This is a genomic window from Clostridium sp. OF09-36, from assembly GCF_003481985.1.
Classification (GTDB): domain Bacteria; phylum Bacillota; class Clostridia; order Lachnospirales; family Lachnospiraceae; genus Brotaphodocola.
This window is the reverse complement of the sequence record NZ_QUMD01000001.1, coordinates 218,162-234,265: the sequence shown is the minus strand read 5'-3', so window position 1 is coordinate 234,265 and position 16,104 is coordinate 218,162. Positions and strand designations below refer to the sequence as shown.

Annotated in this window: 14 protein-coding genes and 1 pseudogene; all 15 read left to right on the top strand. The window is 51.5% G+C overall.

Annotated elements, in window-relative coordinates; genetic code table 11:
* The first annotated feature begins 38 nt into the window (after positions 1–38).
* The 15 genes and pseudogenes from DXA97_RS01115 (at position 39) to DXA97_RS01045 (ending at position 16,025) form a co-directional block, all read left to right on the top strand.
* A complete protein-coding gene (locus DXA97_RS01115; protein WP_118718268.1) occupies positions 39–1,238 on the top strand; it encodes an ATP-grasp domain-containing protein in 1,200 nt (399 codons plus the stop codon).
* Positions 1,235–2,359: a DegT/DnrJ/EryC1/StrS family aminotransferase gene (locus DXA97_RS01110; RefSeq protein WP_118718267.1), complete on the top strand. Its 1,125-nt coding sequence runs from the start codon at positions 1,235–1,237 to the stop codon at positions 2,357–2,359. Before DXA97_RS01115 ends, DXA97_RS01110 begins: the two co-directional genes overlap by 4 nt.
* Positions 2,356–3,069, top strand: coding sequence for a glycosyltransferase family 2 protein (locus DXA97_RS01105; protein WP_118718266.1), 714 nt, complete (start codon positions 2,356–2,358; stop codon positions 3,067–3,069). Before DXA97_RS01110 ends, DXA97_RS01105 begins: the two co-directional genes overlap by 4 nt.
* A gap of 2 nt (positions 3,070–3,071) precedes the next feature.
* Complete coding sequence (locus DXA97_RS01100) at positions 3,072–4,361, top strand: hypothetical protein (protein WP_243107498.1); 1,290 nt, start codon at positions 3,072–3,074, stop codon at positions 4,359–4,361.
* Positions 4,358–5,302: a glycosyltransferase family 2 protein gene (locus tag DXA97_RS01095; RefSeq protein ID WP_118718265.1), complete on the top strand. Its 945-nt coding sequence runs from the start codon at positions 4,358–4,360 to the stop codon at positions 5,300–5,302. The genes DXA97_RS01100 and DXA97_RS01095 overlap by 4 nt, the downstream gene beginning before the upstream one ends.
* The gene (locus DXA97_RS01090; protein WP_118541385.1) at positions 5,299–5,649 is read left to right on the top strand and encodes a DUF2304 domain-containing protein; all 351 of its coding nucleotides are present in this window, start codon (positions 5,299–5,301) and stop codon (positions 5,647–5,649) included. The genes DXA97_RS01095 and DXA97_RS01090 overlap by 4 nt, the downstream gene beginning before the upstream one ends.
* Complete coding sequence (locus DXA97_RS01085; RefSeq protein ID WP_243107497.1) at positions 5,630–7,294, top strand: DUF2142 domain-containing protein; 1,665 nt, start codon at positions 5,630–5,632, stop codon at positions 7,292–7,294. The genes DXA97_RS01090 and DXA97_RS01085 overlap by 20 nt, the downstream gene beginning before the upstream one ends.
* Positions 7,295–7,329: 35 nt before the next feature.
* Complete coding sequence (gene rfbC, locus DXA97_RS01080) at positions 7,330–7,893, top strand: dTDP-4-dehydrorhamnose 3,5-epimerase (RefSeq protein WP_118541387.1); 564 nt, start codon at positions 7,330–7,332, stop codon at positions 7,891–7,893.
* A 6-nt stretch (positions 7,894–7,899) separates the two neighbouring features.
* Complete coding sequence (locus tag DXA97_RS01075) at positions 7,900–8,712, top strand: ABC transporter permease (RefSeq protein ID WP_118541389.1); 813 nt, start codon at positions 7,900–7,902, stop codon at positions 8,710–8,712.
* 83 nt (positions 8,713–8,795) lie between these two features.
* Entirely contained in the window at positions 8,796–9,830 is a 1,035-nt protein-coding gene (locus DXA97_RS01070) for an acyltransferase (protein WP_118718264.1), read from the top strand.
* Between the two features lie 117 nt (positions 9,831–9,947).
* Positions 9,948–10,556, top strand: a complete 609-nt coding sequence (locus DXA97_RS01065) for an HAD family phosphatase (RefSeq protein ID WP_118718263.1) — start codon at positions 9,948–9,950, stop codon at positions 10,554–10,556.
* Positions 10,553–11,889: pseudogene (locus DXA97_RS01060) on the top strand (M18 family aminopeptidase). The gene DXA97_RS01065 and the pseudogene DXA97_RS01060 overlap by 4 nt, the downstream one beginning before the upstream one ends.
* A gap of 142 nt (positions 11,890–12,031) precedes the next feature.
* Positions 12,032–13,492 (top strand): glutamate--tRNA ligase, encoded by a 1,461-nt coding sequence (gene gltX, locus DXA97_RS01055; protein WP_118718262.1) that lies wholly within the window; start codon positions 12,032–12,034, stop codon positions 13,490–13,492.
* Between the two features lie 81 nt (positions 13,493–13,573).
* Entirely contained in the window at positions 13,574–15,502 is a 1,929-nt protein-coding gene (locus DXA97_RS01050) for an ATP-dependent helicase (RefSeq protein ID WP_118718261.1), read from the top strand.
* A complete protein-coding gene (locus DXA97_RS01045; RefSeq protein WP_118718260.1) occupies positions 15,489–16,025 on the top strand; it encodes a cob(I)yrinic acid a,c-diamide adenosyltransferase in 537 nt (178 codons plus the stop codon). The genes DXA97_RS01050 and DXA97_RS01045 overlap by 14 nt, the downstream gene beginning before the upstream one ends.
* The last annotated feature ends 79 nt before the right edge of the window (positions 16,026–16,104 follow it).

Below are 16,104 nucleotides of genomic sequence, written 5' to 3'. Positions count from 1 at the left end.
AACGCTGGGCAGTCCGGCACTCGAGGAGAAATAAAGTTATGAAAAAAACAGTGATCATTACGGCAATCGGTTCCTTTTCCGCGCAGGCGTCTATTTCGGCCTGCCATGCGGCGGGAATGCGCGTTGTTGGATGTGATATTTACCCGGCTGAGTGGGTGGTCAATTCGCAGGATGTAGATGTGTTTTATAAAGCGCCTTACGCGACAGACCGCGGAAACTACCGGAATTTTTTAAAGGAGCTTTGTAAAAAGGAGCAGGCAGATGTGCTGATCCCCCTCACGGATGTAGAAATTGATGTGCTCCAGGAGTGGAGAACAGAATTTTCGGAAGATTTTAAAGAATTAGGCGCAGAAGTGTGGATTTCCGATGTTGACGCGATCCGTTTATGCCGGAATAAGGAAAAGATGGAAACATTTTTACGGGAGCGGAAGCTTTGCCGGACCATTCCAGGCGTGCGGTTGCCGGAACTGGAAGCATTATTGGAGCGTGGTGGTCTGCCGGCAGAATCTTGGAAGAACGAAAATGAACAACGGGTTTCCGGCTTTGCAGCCTTACGTTTTCCTCTGGTTGCAAAGCCGTTTGACGGCCGCAGCAGTCAGGGACTGAAAATCCTGGAATCCGAGTCGGATCTTCGTTTTCTGTTAAATAGCTGTAGCGAAGAGCGAAAGCAGCAGTATCTGGTGCAGCCGAAGATTGGCGGAACTGTCATCACCGTGGATGTGGTGCGGAATCCGGAAACAAAGCAGACCTTCTGTCTGCCAAGACGGGAGCTTCTGCGTACCTTAAATGGCGCGGGAACTTCTGTCTGTGTATTTCGCAGTGAGCTGTTAGAGCAGCAGTGCCGGGATATTGCCGAAGCGGTTGGAATCCGTGGCTGTGTAAATATGGAATTTATTGAGGCAGACAGGGATGCAGGGGAGTATTATTTTCTGGAATGCAACCCGCGGTTTGCAGGCGGCGTGGCATTTTCCGGGGCGGCGGGCTACGATATGGTGAAAAATCATATCCGCTGCTTTACGGGAGAAAAGCTGGAAGAAATAGCTGTGACCGGGGAACAGTATATTGCGAGACGGTATGCAGAATATAGAATGGATCGTGCAGACCGGGCGGCTGGAGAAGACCAGGGAACCAGCGCATGCCAGATGAATGGAGAAAACCAGGAAACCAACGCTGACTGGGTACATGGAGAAAGCCAGGAAACCAGTGCAGTTCAGGGAAAGGAAGACGAAAACAGATGATAAAACGATACGAAGAGCCGGTTATGGTGACACGTTCCTCACTGCCGCCGCTGGAAGAATATGTGGAGATGTTAAAACCCATCTGGGACAGCGCCTGGCTGACCAACATGGGGGAATACCACGAAACTTTAAAGGAAAAACTGAAAACCTATCTAAAGACACCGAATCTGGAACTGTTTGTAAACGGCCATATGGCGCTGGAACTGACGCTGCAGGCTATGAAGCTGACCGGGGAAGTCATCACCACGCCGTTCAGTTTTGCCTCCACGACCCACGCCATTGTGCGCAATGGTCTGACTCCGGTCTTCTGCGATATCAATGAAGAGGACTACACCATCGATGTGGACAAACTGGAGAGCCTGATCACGGAAAAAACTTCTGCGATTGTTCCGGTTCATGTATACGGAAATCCCTGCGATGTGAAACGCATTCAGGAGATTGCGGACCGCCATGGTCTGAAGGTCATTTACGATGCGGCACATACCTTTGGCGAGACGATCGACGGAGTCGGGATCGGTCAGTTTGGCGATGCATCCATGTTCAGTTTCCATGCGACGAAGGTGTTCCACAGCATCGAGGGTGGTGCGGTCGCATTTCAGGATCCGGAATTAAAGGATCTGTTATACCAGCTGAAAAACTTCGGAATCACTGGCTATGAGCAGGTAGAATATGTGGGTGCAAACGGAAAGATGAACGAGTTCCAGGCTGCGATGGGTCTTTGCAACCTGCGCCATGTAGATGCGGATATTGAAAAGCGGAAAAGACTGACGGAGCGTTACCGCGAACGGCTTGGCGGCGTGCAGGGTATCCGCCTGTGCAAAGAAAAAGAAGGGGTGCGCTATAATTATGCTTACATGCCGGTTGTATTTGAAGGCTACGGAGCAGACCGGGACGAGATTTTTGATGCACTGAAGGAGTACAATATCTATGCACGGAAATATTTTTACCCGTGCATCAATGACTATGCCTGCTACCGGGACCAGTTTTCTTCGGATGACACACCGGTGGCAAAGCGGATTGCGTCGGAGGTTCTGACCCTGCCGTTATACCCGGATCTTTCCCTCGAAACGGTGGATGAGATCTGTGATATCATACTGAAATGTGGAGAAAAGAAACAATGAACAAGGTGCTGATCGTAATTCCCGCCTACAACGAAGAAGCGAATATTGAGATGGTTGTGCGGGAACTGGAGGAAGGCTATCCGCAGTTTGATTATCTGGTGGTCAACGATGGCTCCAGGGACCGGACTGCGGCAATCTGCCGGGAACATGGCTTTAACCTGCTGGATCTTCCGGTCAATCTGGGACTGGCGGGCTGTTTTCAGGCAGGCATGAAATATGCCTATTACAAGGGCTACGAATATGCGATCCAGTTTGACGGAGACGGACAGCACCGTCCGGAATTCATCGAATCCATGCAGAAAAAGATGGAAGAAGGATACGAGATCGTCATTGGAAGCCGGTTTGTAAACGGGAAGAAGGACTGGTCCATGCGTATGGTGGGAAGCCGTCTGATTGAGGCGGCTATCCGACTGACCACAGGCGTGACCGTGGCAGATCCGACATCCGGCATGCGGATGTTCAACCGGGAGATGATCCGGGAATTTGCGTTGAATTTAAATTACGGACCGGAGCCGGACACCGTGTCTTACCTGCTCAAGCAGGGGGCAAAGGTGGCTGAAGTGCCGGTGCATATCGCAGAGCGTGCCGGTGGTGAGAGCTACTTAAAGCCGATGGTGGCGGTGCGTTATATGGCGCGGATGCTGCTCTCGATTTTGCTGATCCAGAATTTCCGGAGCAAAAAGCTGGTAAACGGAAAAGGGAGAAAATAATCATGAAACACTGGACGCACCTTCTCATGAAAACAAGGCTGAGCCTGGAAAAAGAAAATATGATCTGGAACATGACCGGAAGCTTCTTCTATGCGTTTGCCAGCATGGTACTTTCCTTTCTGGTGCTGCGCATAGCCGGAGAAGAGCAGGGCGGCATTTTTTCCTTTGGGTTCAGCACGGTCGGGCAGCAGATGTTTCTGCTGGCGTATTTTGGCATCCGGCCGTTTCACATTACCGACGGGGCGAACCAGTACCGGTTTGGGGATTATCTCCATCACCGCTATGGGACCTGCTTTCTGGCGCTGCTTCTGGGGGCCGGATATCTGGCTGTGACCGGGTATTCCTGGCAGAAGGTCCAGATCATTTTTCTTTTGATCGCCTATAAGGTGATCGATGGTTTTGCCGATGTGTACGAATCGGAATTCCAGCGGCAGGGGTGTCTGTACCTGACCGGACGTTCCAATACATTCCGTACCATTCTCTCGGTCGGAGTCTTCCTGGTAACGTTATGTTCCGGGGCAGGACTTTTTGCAGCCTGCGTGGCTGCGGTGCTGGGACAGATCGCGGGCGTTGTTTTGTTTGACATTGTAGTGTTAAAAGAACTGCCCAAGGTGGATTATAACTGGAGCGGAACACAGGCAAGGGCGCTGACCGCATCGGCCATTCTTTTGTTTGTGTCGGTGTTTCTGGATTTTTATATTTTTTCTGCAGCGAAGTATGCCATCGATGCCCACCTGGGCGATGCAGCCAGCGGCTATTTCAATGTGATCTTTATGCCGACCTCGGTTATCAATCTGGCGGCAGGTTTTGTGATCCGCCCATATCTGACCTATTTAACGGACTGCTGGAATGCGCACCGTTTTTCAGATTTTCGAAAAGCTGCTCACGATCATGGCAGTGATCGGTGGTCTGACGGTTCTGGCGGTCGGCGGGACCGTGGTGCTTGGAAAGCCGGTGCTTGTGCTTCTGGAATGGCTGCTTGGTGCGGCATACAGCGGAAAGCTGACAGCACTCTGGCCCGCCTTTGTCATGATCGTGCTGGGCGGCGGTTTTTATGCAGTTTTAAATCTTTATTATTATGCGCTGGTCATTTTGCGGAAGCAGAAGCTGATCTTTGGCATTTATGTGGTGCTCACGGTACTGGCGGCAGTCCTGGCTCCGAAGATGACGGTGGCATTTGGGATTCTGGGCGCGGCAGCAGCCTATCTGGTGCTGATGGTCATCATGGCAGCCGGATTTGTGGGTGGCGCCTGGATCGAAATCAAGAGGGAAATGAAGGAGGAGCGTCATGACGGTTGATGTATTGATCCCGGTGTACAAGCCGGACCGGCGGTTTGCCAGACTGCTTCAGATGCTGAAAAAGCAGACGGTAGTGCCAGACCGGATCATTATCATGAATACAGAAAAAGCGTACTGGAATGCGGACGGATACCGGGATATCCCTGGAATGGAAGTCCATCATCTGACAAAAGAAGAGTTTGACCACGGCGGTACCCGCAATCTGGCGGCGTGGTACTCGGAATCGGACATCATGATCTTTATGACCGATGACGCAGTTCCGCAGGATGAATACCTGATCGAGAACCTGTTAAAGGGACTGGAGCAGAAGGGACCGGACGGCGAAGCGGTGGCAGTGGCTTACGCAAGACAGCTTCCGGCAAAGGACTGCCGCACGATCGAGCGCTATACCCGTGCATTCAACTATCCGGATACGCCGATGGTAAAGACGAAAAAAGATGTCAGTACCATGGGGATCAAGACCTACTTTGCTTCCAATGTGTGCTGTGCGTACCGCAAGGACATTTTCCGCAAGCTGGAGGGCTTTGTGAACAGCACCATCTTTAATGAGGACATGATCTACGCGGCAGCGGCTATGGATGCCGGTTACGCGGTGGCTTATGTGCCGGAGGCCAAGGTAGTCCACTCGCACAATCTGACGCCGATGCAGCAGTTCCACCGCAATTTTGATCTGGCGGTATCCCAGGCGGAGCATCCGGAGGTGTTCGCGGATCTGAAGTCAGAGGGAGAGGGAATCCGCCTCGTGAAACAGACGGCAAAGTACCTGTTGCTGCACTTTAAGGGTTTTCTGATCCCGGAGCTGGTTGTCAGCAGCGGCTGCAAATATCTCGGCTACAAGCTGGGACGAAACTATGAAAAACTTCCGAAAAAGATGATCCTCTGGTGCAGCATGAGCCCGCTATACTGGGAAAAGAAATGGAGGAGAAAAGCATGATGACCACAACCCTGCGCATTGCACTGATCCTGGTGTCTCTTGGCACCTTTTCCATGATCATGCGCAAGATCCGCCAGTCCCGGATGCAGATCGAGAGCGCGATCTTCTGGATTGTGTTAGCCCTGGTGCTGGTGGTGTACAGTGTATTTCCGAAGGTGGCCGATGCCTGCGCCAGCCTGCTTGGAATCTACGCCACAACGAATTTTCTGTTTTTGTTCGCGATCTTTGTGCTGATCTTAAAGGTCTTTTTTATGAGTATCCACATCTCACAGCTGGAGAGTAAGATCAAAGAGCTGGTCCAGGCCATGGCACTTGAGGAGAAAAAGTATGAAGAAGAAAAACGCTAGTCTGATCGCCGGCATTTTGTGCCTTGCGGTTGCAGCTGCCTGGCACAGTCTGGATGTTAAGACCGGGATTCAGGCGACCGGTGCTTCCTGGCAGATGGGACAGTATCTGCTGTTGTCGGCTCTGGTGGCAGCGCTTGCTGCCGTGTGCGGGTATTTCCTGCTGGAAAAGAACATTCCATGGTCATTTCCGAAGCTGGCGGTGCTCATGGCAGGAGGCCTTGGCGTGCTGTATCTCTTTGTGCTGCCGCCGCTTTCGGCGCCGGACGAGATCAGCCATTATGTCAGTGCTTACCGCCTATCCTCCCAGCTAATTGGACAGCCACAGCGCGACCGCTACGGCCGGGTGCTTTTACGGGCGCAGGATGCCTGGGTGGAGGATCTGGACGGGGATTTTATCTACGAACCCGATGAAGATGGAAACCTTCAGGTGACGGAGGAGAGCCACGAACAGGCGGTGAAGCTGGGCGAGACTCTGGATGAGTCCACCTATGAGTTATTTCATGCATTAGGAATCAATGGTCAGTACGCTCCGGAGCGTACTGACGAAATTCAGGCACAGGGTGCTTACGTGAGTTCCACCTACCCGCCGGTCACGACTACGCCGCTTGCCTATGTGCCCCAGGCGATCGGCATCAGCGCGGCAAGGCTTCTGGGGCTGAATACGGTCTGCCTTTTGTACTTTGGACGGTTGTGCAACCTGCTCTTTTTTATAGGAATGCTTTATTTGGCGGTGAAGCGGATCCCGTTTGGGAAAGAAGTGCTTCTGGGCGTGGCACTTCTGCCGATGACGCTGCACCTTGCGGCTTCGTTCTCTTATGATGTCATGATCCTCGGCTGCATGTTCCTTTTAACAGCTGTCTGTCTGGACCTGGCTTTTGAAGCGGAACGGGTCCGCATCCGGGATGTGGTGCTGTTAGCAGTTCTGGCGGCGGTGGCAGGTCCGTGCAAGATGGTCTACGCGCCGATGCTTGGCCTGTGCCTGCTGGTTCCGGTCCGAAAATTTGGCGGTGCAAGAAACTGGTTTGTCAGTGCGTTTGTCGTGGCGGGTGCGTGGGCCGTGTCCATGTATCTGGTTAATAGCCAGGTCATCACCACTTACGCGACGGCGACGGAGGCAGACAGCTATGTGGCTTGGGCAGAAGAAGCCGGTTTCAGCATGAACCTTCTCATCCATAATCCGGTGCTTCTGGTGCGGATGTTTTACCAGACCCTGGTGTGGAATGCGAAAGACATGCATATCACCATGATCGGAGGATGGCTTGGAAATCTGGACCAGGTGCTGGATGTGCCGTATCTGGTTGTGTGGATCCTTACATTATGTCTGATCGGTCTGGCACTGAAGATTCCGGCCGAGCAGATCCGCATGAATCTGCGCCAGCGGTTCTGGGTGGGAGTTCTTGCAGCGGCCTGCGCGGGGCTTACCATGTTGTCCATGCTGATCGCGTGGACACCGCTCAGCTCCCGGGTGATCCTGGGCGTGCAGGGCCGGTATTTCCTGCCATTTCTGCCGGTGCTTCTGCTGGCTTTGAAAAATCATACGGTAGTTTTGACAAAGGATAAAAACCGTAGTATATTGTATCTGATGTGCTGTCTGAACGGTTATGCGCTGGTGCGTCTGTTCAGCATTGTGTGCATCCGTTTGTAAAACCTTAGAGAAATGAAAAGTGAGGAACAAGAATAATGGGAAAGATCAAAGTAACATCCTGTGATATCGAGGGACTTTATGTGATCGAGCCGACCGTATTTAAGGATGAGCGCGGCTATTTTGTAGAAACTTACAACCAGAATGACTTCAAGGAAGCCGGACTGAACATGGTATTTGTACAGGACAACCAGTCCATGTCCGTGAAGGGTGTACTGCGCGGCCTGCATTTCCAGAAACAGTATCCGCAGGGCAAGCTGGTGCGTGCCATCCGTGGTGCCGTATTCGATGTAGCAGTAGACCTGCGTGCAAACTCCAAAACCTACGGAAAGTGGTTTGGCGTGGAGCTGACTGCTGAGAACAAAAAGCAGTTCTACATCCCGGAGGGCTTTGCACACGGCTTCTTAGTGCTGTCCGATGAGGCAGAGTTCGCCTACAAGTGCACCGATTTCTATCATCCGGGCGATGAGGGCGGTCTGGCTTACAACGATCCGGAGATTGGCATTGACTGGCCGTTCGAGGAAGGTGTGGAGCTGATCATCTCTGAGAAAGATAAAAAGTGGAGTGGTCTGAAGGACACCTTCAAATTTAATGAGGAATAAAAATTTATGAATTATGTAATTTCTCTGATGAAAGAAATCGTCAGGAAACGAAAACTCATCTGGGATCTGGCGAAGGCTGATTTCCGAAAGCGCTTTGTCGGTTCGTACTTTGGCATCGTGTGGATGCTGGTGCAGCCGATCGTCACGGTGCTCATCTATTTCTTCATCTTCCAGGTGGGATTTAAGAGTGTGCCGCCGGTTCCGGGAGTGCCGTATGTGCTCTGGCTGATCCCGGGCATTGTGCCGTGGTTTTTCTACAGCGAGGCTTTAAACTGCGTGACAGGGTGTCTGCAGGAATACAGCTATCTGGTGAAGAAGGTTGTGTTCCAGGTTGAGATCCTTCCGATCATCAAGCTGATCTCCTGTATGCTGGTGCATGCCTTTTTCGCAGGGATCATGCTGGTCGTGTTCTTATGCTACGGCAGACTGCCGATGGCAACCTGGATCCAGATCTTGTATTACAGCTTCGCGGCAGCCATGCTGGCCCTGGCATTCGGTTACCTGACCTCTGCGGTCAATGTCTTCTTTAAAGACATGGCGCAGATTGTCAGCATCTGTCTGCAGTTTGGCATGTGGCTGACCCCGATCATGTACCAGGAGACCATGTTTGCGGACAAGGCTCCGTGGTTTGTGACGATCTTAAAGCTGAATCCGTTTTACTATGTGGTTGCCGGATACCGCGACAGCATGCTCACCGGAAACTGGTTCTGGGAACGCCCGAAGCTTGGCATTTATTTCTGGGTGGTAACGCTCGTCATCGGGCTTTTGGGACTCCGGGTGTTTAAACGGTTAAGACCGCATTTTTCTGACGTGTTGTAAGGCTTGAAAAGAAAATGGTTTCTTGCGTTTTAAGCTGGCAGTTCCGGTAAAAAGAAAACGTATGACAGATAAGGGGGAATCATATGACCGAGTTAGAATTTCGCAACAAAGTCACATGGTTCTCTTTTGCGCTCAGTCTCTTGGTGATCTGGGTCCATTCCTATAATGCAGAGCTGTTTCTGGGCTATCAGGCAATGACCGGAACGGTTTATGTGCTGGAGCACCGGATCGGAGACTGGTTTGGGCAGATTGCGGTGCCGGGATTTTTTATGATCTCCGGGTACCAGTTTTACCGGAATTTCAGCTGGGACAAACTGAAAGGCAAATGGCAGAGGCGCGTAAAAAGCCTGCTTGTGCCGTATATTGTCTGGAACTTTCTTTACTATATCTGTTATGTGATCGCAAGCCGCGTTCCGGCACTGTCTGATGTGGTGGGAAAAGGCGTCGTAAAGCTGTCGCTTCAGGCGGGGGTGGAAGCCGTGGTGGCCCACACCTACAACAATGTGTTCTGGTATCTGTACCAGCTCATCTGGCTGGTGGTGCTGGCACCGGTTCTTTATATGCTGCTAAAGCGTGTATGGAGCGGCTGTCTGTTGCTTGCTGCCTGCTGGATTCTGGTGCGGTTTAGTCCATCCGGACTTTTGGTAAACCCGGATGCGCTGATCTATTACGGCACGGGTGCCATGCTTGCACTGCACTGGAAGGCAGTGGCAGAGCAGTGTGAAAGCAGGATGTGCTTTTGGACCGGAATGTTTAGTATGGCAGCAGCGGCGGCCGTCTATTATGTGGGACTCTGGCAGGCACATATCCCATCCTTTGTTTTGTGCCGTGTTCTGGCGGTGGCGGGATTCTGGCTTGTGCTTCCGGGAAAACATCTCCCGGCGGCGAAGGAGTTTATGAAACACAATTTTTTCCTGTATGCGGTTCACTTTGCCATTGTTCGGCTCATCAACAAGACGGCAGCCCGGATCGGAATCATAGGGACAGCAAACTGGTATGGACCGTTCCTTTTGTTTTTGTTCATGCCGGTTCTGGTGCTTGTGATCAGCAGTGTGACCGGGGCATGGATGCGAAGGTACCTGCCGCGTGTATGGAGGTTGCTGACGGGAGACAGATGAATGGGCAGATAAATGGTTATTTTGGGGAATCCGGGGAAGCTGTCTGCGATTGTCTGTCACCATCACAACCACTGTGAAGTGTGATGGATCTGTGATAAATAAATAGGAGGAGATGCGATGATAAAAAATATTGTATTCGACATGGGGAAAGTTCTGATTTACTACGAATCCATGCGGGCATGCCGCCATTTTATTGAAAATGAGGAAGACCAGAAAGCGGTCTGTACGGCTGTGTTCGATTCCCCGGAATGGATCCTGCTGGATATGGGAGTCATTTCTGAAGAAGAGGGACTCAAAAAAATGTGCGCGAGACTTCCAGAGCGTCTGCATGAAGCGGCGAAGCTGTGTTTTGACAACTGGGAGAAATACTGCATGTGGAAAAATAAAGATATGGAGGCACTGGTGCGGGAACTGAAAGCAAAAGGGTATGGCCTTTATGTCTGCTCCAATGCGTCTGTCCGGCTGCCGTCCTGCTACAAAGAGGTGATCCCGGCTGTCGAATGTTTCGATGGACTGCTCTTTTCTGCCGAGGTGAAATGCTTAAAACCGCAGAAAGAGATGTATGAGCATTTCTTCAACCGCTTCAGATTAAAGCCGGAGGAGTGTTATTTTATCGATGATCTGTCGATGAATATTGAGGGAGCAAAAGCCTGTGGTATGGATGGGCATTGCTTCGCAGATGGCAGCATGGAAAATCTGAGAAAGGATTTAGAGAAGGTATTATGAGTAAAGCAAATTTGAATTTTGAGAAGACCAATGAGGAATTGCTTCAGTTCCTCGACAACAGCCCAAGTGCATTCCACGCAACGGCAAATATGTGTGAAATGCTGAAAAACGCTGGATTTACCCGTCTGTATGAAGGAGAAAAATGGAACCTGGAGGCAGGAAATGGTTACTATGTGACCAGAAACGATTCTGCCCTGATCGCATTCAAGATCCCGAAACAGGATTTCGCAGGCTTCCAGATTATGGCAAGCCACAGTGACTCTCCGGTCTTTAAGATCAAGGCGAATGCGGAGATTGCCGTGGAGAACCAGTATGTGAAGCTGAACGTGGAAAAATACGGCGGCATGATCTGCTCCACCTGGCTGGACCGTCCGCTTTCCGTGGCAGGCCGCGTGATCGTGCGCACTGCTGATGGCATTGCAACAAAGTTAGTTAACGTAGACCGTGACCTGATGATCATCCCGAATCTGGCCATTCACATGAACCGCCAGGTGAACGACGGGTATGCGTTCAATGCCCAGAAGGATATGCTTCCGCTCTTCTGCGAAGCTGCCGAAAAGCAGGTAAAGGGCTGCTTTACTGAGCTGATCGCAAATGAGGCCGGTGTAACGGCAGAGGATATCCTGGATATGGATATGTTCTTATATAACCGCATGAAAGGTACCCTGCTCGGTGCAGATGGCGAGTTTATCGCAAGCCGCATTTGGATGATCTGCAGTGTGCATTCGCATCCTTAAAGGGCTTTCTGGCAGCAGAGCCGAAGGACAGCGTAGCTGTTCACTGCGTATACGATAACGAGGAAGTGGGAAGCGGAACCAAACAGGGCGCAGAATCTACGTTCTTAAAGGATGTGTTAAACCGCATCAATACCGGCATGGGCCGCACCCAGGAAGAGTACTTAACCGCACTGGCATCCAGTTTCATGGTATCTGCAGACAATGCGCATGCCATCCATCCGAACCAGCCGGATAAGGCAGATCCGACCAGCCGCCCGTATATGAACCAGGGGATCGTCATCAAATACAGCGCAAACCAGAAGTACTGCACGGATGCAGTTTCAGCAGCCGTATTCAAGACCATCTGCGAGAAGGCAGAGGTTCCGTACCAGGTATTCTTAAACCGTTCCGATATCCTCGGCGGTTCCACCCTGGGCAACATCTCCGGAACCCAGGTTGCATTAAATACCGTAGATATCGGCCTGCCGCAGCTTGCCATGCACTCCAGCTATGAGACCGCTGGAAGCCGCGACACTGCATACCTCATTGAGGCAGCAAAGGTCCTTTATTCCGGAAGCTTTACCGGAAAAGGAGACGGGGCTTACCGTTTAGGTTAAAAAAATTCCATGCACAGGAAATAAATTGCCATTTAGGGCAGAGCGCGTTATAATGGGCGCAAAGATTACTGTCTGCGTGGGAAGTGTAACGCGCAAAAATGGAAAATAAAAATCTTTGAGAAAAACAAAGGAGTTTCATATCATGACAAAGATCAGAACAAGATATGCACCGAGCCCGACCGGCCGCATGCATGTAGGTAACTTAAGAACCGCACTGTACGCATACCTCATCGCCAAGCATGAGGGCGGCGATTTCCTCTTACGTATCGAGGATACCGACCAGGAGCGCTTCGTTGAGGGTGCAACCGAGATCATTTACCGCACTCTGGCTGAGACCGGTCTGGTACACGACGAAGGTCCGGACAAAGACGGCGGCTGCGGTCCGTACGTGCAGAGTGAGCGCCAGAAAGCGGGCATCTACTTAGAGTATGCCAAAAAGCTGGTAGAAAAAGGCGAGGCTTATTACTGCTTCTGCACCCAGGAGCGCTTAAACTCCTTAAAGAAGACCGTAAACGGCGAGGAGATCATGACCTATGACAAGCACTGCCTGCACTTAAGCAAGGAAGAGGTAGAGGCAAACCTGGCAGCAGGCATGCCATATGTCATCCGCCAGAATAACCCGACCGAGGGCACCACAACCTTCCATGACGAGATCTATGGAGACATCACCGTAGACAACTCTGAGTTAGACGATATGGTCCTCATCAAATCCGATGGTTACCCGACCTACAACTTCGCAAACGTGGTAGACGACCATTTAATGGGAATCACCCATGTTGTACGTGGCAACGAGTACCTGTCCTCCTCCCCGAAGTACAACCGTCTGTACGATGCGTTTGGCTGGGAGGTTCCGGTTTATGTACACTGCCCGCTGATCACCGATGAGTTCCACAAAAAGCTTTCCAAGAGAAGCGGCCACTCCTCCTTCGAGGACCTGATCGAGCAGGGCTTTGTATCCGAGGCGGTTGTAAACTATGTGGCACTGCTTGGCTGGTCCCCGACCGACAACCAGGAAATCTTCTCCCTGGAGGAGCTGGTAAAGGCATTTGATTACCACAACATCAGCAAGTCCCCGGCTGTATTCGATATCACAAAATTAAAATGGATGAACGGCGAGTACTTAAAGGCAATGGACGCAGACCGTTTCTACGAGCTGGCAGAGCCGTACTTAAAGGCTGTCATCAAGAAAGATCTCGATTTAAAGAAGATCGCAGGCATGGTAAAGACCCGTATCGAGATTTTCCCGGACATCGAGGCACAGGTAGACTTCTTCCAGGAGCTGCCGGAGTACGATGTGGCTATGTACACCCACAAGAAGATGAAGACTAACTCCGAGAATTCCATGCAGGTATTAAATGATGTGCTGCCGATCCTGGAAGCACAGGAGGATTTCACCAACGATGCACTTTACGCAGCATTATCTGCTTATGTATCCGAGAAAGGCTACAAGACCGGCTTTGTAATGTGGCCGATCCGTACCGCTGTATCCGGCAAGCAGATGACCCCGGCCGGTGCGACCGAGATCATGGAAGTGCTTGGCAAGGAAGAGTCCCTGGCACGTATCCGCAAGGGCATTGAGATGCTTTCTGCAGTGAACGCATAGGAAGCTGCACATGGAGCCTGTCTGGGATGCTTTTGTGACAGAGAGATTTCAGACGGCCAGACGAAGAAAGGAACCGCATACATGGCGTTTCATGAATCACAGCTGCAGGCCATCCATCACCGGCAGGGTCCGATGATGGTGCTTGCAGGACCGGGATCCGGCAAAACCACGGTCATTACCCACCGGGTGAAATATCTGGTGGAAGAGTGCAGCGTGGAGCCGGGAAGCATCCTGGTCATTACCTTTACAAAGGCCGCTGCACAGGAAATGCGGCAGCGATTTGAGAAGCTGACGGAGGGACGCAGACTCCCCGTCAGCTTCGGTACGTTTCACGCAGTATTTTTTGCGATCTTAAAGCGTGTGTACCGCTACGATGCCTCCAATATCGCGCGGGACGAACAGCGCACCGCCATCATCCGGGAGCTGGTAGACCGCTACCAGATGGATGTCGAGGACGAGGCAGAGTTCATTTCCCAGATTCTTTCGGAGATCAGCCTGGTAAAAGGCGAGATGATGAATCTGGACTATTATTATTCCAAAAACTGTTCAGAAGAAATGTTCAAGAAGCTGTACCAGGGCTATGAAAAAGCCATGGTCGAGAAAAGCCTTCTGGATTTTGATGATATGCTGGTGCTCTGCTATGAGCTGTTTACCCAGAGAAAAGACATTCTGGAGGCATGGCAGAGAAAGTACCAGTATATCCTGATCGATGAGTTCCAGGACATCAACCGGGTGCAGTATGAGATTGTCCGGATGCTGGCAGCACCGCAGAATAACCTGTTTATCGTGGGTGATGATGACCAGTCCATTTACCGCTTCCGCGGTGCGAAGCCGGAGATCATGCTCGGGTTTGAGAAGGACTATCCCCAGGCAAAACGCGTTCTTTTGGGGATAAACTACCGCTCTACTTCCAATATTGTGGATTACGCCGGCCGTCTGATCCGCCACAATAAAACCCGTTTCGAGAAAGAAATCCGCGCAGCAAGGGGAGCTGGAAGACCAGTCACGACGGTCGGATTCGCGGATGCCCCGACCGAGACCAGGACGATCATAAAAGAAATCCAGGATTATGTGCAGATGGGCTACCGCCTGTCGGATATTGCCGTGCTCTACCGCACCAGCATGGAGCCGAGACTCCTCATGGAACGGTTGATGGAATACAACATTCCATTCCAGATGCGGGATGCACTGCCAAACATTTATGAGCACTGGATCACCCAGGACCTTCTGACCTACATCCGCATCGCGGCAGACCCGCTGGCGGAAAAACACCAGGCAAAGCGTGCCGATGCCCTGCGCATCATCAACCGGCCGAAGCGCTACATCAGCCGGGAAGCGCTGGATGGGCAGATCGTTTCCTGGAATCAGGTCAAATCCTGGTACCGGTCGAAGGACTGGATGGTGGAGCGCATCGAAGATCTGGAATATGACTTAAAGATACTAAAAAAACTGGCACCGGTGGCTGCAGTCAATTATATCCGCAAAGCCATTGGCTACGACGAATATCTGAAGGATTATGCAGAGTACCGCCGCATGAAGCCGGAGGAACTCCTGGAACTGGCAGACCAGATCCAGGAGAGTGCATCCGGGTATAAGACTATGGATGCCTGGCTCCTTCATATGGAAGAATACGGCGAACAGCTCAAGCAGCAGGCGCAGAACCAGGAAGCACGGGATCAGGACTGCGTGGCTCTTATGACCATGCACAGCTCAAAAGGGCTGGAGTTTCCGATTGTCTATATCATGGATGCAAACGAGCGGGTAACCCCGCACCACAAAGCTGTCCTGGACGCGGATCTCGAAGAAGAACGGCGCATGTTTTACGTAGCCATGACCCGCGCCAAAGACCGGCTCCATGTGTATTACACAAAAGAACGGTACGGAAAACCGCAGGAACGGTCGAGGTTCATTGATGAGTATCTGTATCCGGAAAACACAGCACCTGGGGAATTTAAACCTGGGCCAGCGCCAAAAGGAATGGCAGGGAGGTACAGTAATGGAGGAAAATAGACAGGGTCTTGTGCACATATACTGCGGTGACGGCAAAGGCAAGACCTCTGCAGCCGTGGGTCTGGCTGTTCGTGCGGCAGGTCGCGGCATGAAGGTCCTGGTAGTGCGTTTCTTAAAAACAGAAAACTCCGGGGAAGTGGAAGTGCTTCGGAGTATTCCAGGCATCACCGTCACCCACTGTGACCGTACCTTTGGCTTTGTGTTCCGCATGAACGAGGAACAGAAGGCAGAAGCCGCCCGGTATTACCAGAAACGTTTTGAGACAGCGGAAAAAGAAGCAGAAAGCGGAAACTATGACCTGCTGATCCTGGACGAGATCCTGGCATCCTGCAATTATGGCATGGTGCAGGAACAGTCTGTACTGGAATTTCTGCATACAAAACCAGCGGGGCTTGAGGTTGCCCTGACCGGACGGGACCCGTCGGAGAAAATGGTGGAGCAGGCGGATTATGTATCGGAGATCCACATGGTAAAGCACCCTTACCAAAAGGGAATTCCGGCGAGGAAGGGTATTGAATTTTAAAACAGCCAGCCGAAAGTCAGCCGAAAAAATATCACCGGAATCCGCAAAACATATTGCCTAAAACATTCCGGTCAGCTAT

Excerpts from the sequence above, each read along its gene's own strand:
- gltX (WP_118718262.1), top strand. The coding sequence starts at position 12,032 with ATGACAAAGATCAGAACAAGATATGCACCGAGCCCGACCGGCCGCATG.
- DXA97_RS01090 (WP_118541385.1), top strand. The coding sequence starts at position 5,299 with ATGATGACCACAACCCTGCGCATTGCACTGATCCTGGTGTCTCTTGGC.
- DXA97_RS01100 (WP_243107498.1), top strand. The coding sequence starts at position 3,072 with ATGAAACACTGGACGCACCTTCTCATGAAAACAAGGCTGAGCCTGGAA.
- DXA97_RS01115 (WP_118718268.1), top strand. The coding sequence starts at position 39 with ATGAAAAAAACAGTGATCATTACGGCAATCGGTTCCTTTTCCGCGCAG.
- DXA97_RS01085 (WP_243107497.1), top strand. The coding sequence starts at position 5,630 with ATGAAGAAGAAAAACGCTAGTCTGATCGCCGGCATTTTGTGCCTTGCG.
- DXA97_RS01095 (WP_118718265.1), top strand. The coding sequence starts at position 4,358 with ATGACGGTTGATGTATTGATCCCGGTGTACAAGCCGGACCGGCGGTTT.
- rfbC (WP_118541387.1), top strand. The coding sequence starts at position 7,330 with ATGGGAAAGATCAAAGTAACATCCTGTGATATCGAGGGACTTTATGTG.
- DXA97_RS01050 (WP_118718261.1), top strand. The coding sequence starts at position 13,574 with ATGGCGTTTCATGAATCACAGCTGCAGGCCATCCATCACCGGCAGGGT.
- DXA97_RS01075 (WP_118541389.1), top strand. The coding sequence starts at position 7,900 with ATGAATTATGTAATTTCTCTGATGAAAGAAATCGTCAGGAAACGAAAA.
- DXA97_RS01045 (WP_118718260.1), top strand. The coding sequence starts at position 15,489 with ATGGAGGAAAATAGACAGGGTCTTGTGCACATATACTGCGGTGACGGC.
- DXA97_RS01070 (WP_118718264.1), top strand. The coding sequence starts at position 8,796 with ATGACCGAGTTAGAATTTCGCAACAAAGTCACATGGTTCTCTTTTGCG.
- DXA97_RS01110 (WP_118718267.1), top strand. The coding sequence starts at position 1,235 with ATGATAAAACGATACGAAGAGCCGGTTATGGTGACACGTTCCTCACTG.
- DXA97_RS01105 (WP_118718266.1), top strand. The coding sequence starts at position 2,356 with ATGAACAAGGTGCTGATCGTAATTCCCGCCTACAACGAAGAAGCGAAT.
- DXA97_RS01065 (WP_118718263.1), top strand. The coding sequence starts at position 9,948 with ATGATAAAAAATATTGTATTCGACATGGGGAAAGTTCTGATTTACTAC.